Raw genomic sequence first — 242 nt, forward strand, 5'->3', positions numbered from 1 at the left:
GCGGCGAGCTCGGCATCGACGGTGGCCTGCACCGACGGCAGCAGCAGTTCGGTGCGGTAGATCAGGGTTTCGGCGACTCGGATGTTGAGGATCCCTTCTTCCAGGAGGGCGGCGACCTTCGGGGACCGGGCCAGCCCTTCGGCCAGCCGCATCTGGGTGGAGGCGCGCCGTGCGCTCAGCCGCATCACCGGGCCCACCTGATCCCGCACGGCGTTCCATTCGTCGTAGGCCCAGGTTTTCTC

At 68.6% G+C, this 242-nt stretch carries 1 protein-coding gene; it reads right to left on the bottom strand.

What is annotated here, in order from left to right:
- A partial coding sequence (locus tag AC3A6P_RS36210; protein WP_487697483.1) for a DUF222 domain-containing protein occupies positions 1-242 on the bottom strand: 242 nt, incomplete at both ends.

Source organism: Mycobacterium sp. Soil_C_30, from assembly GCF_057656995.1.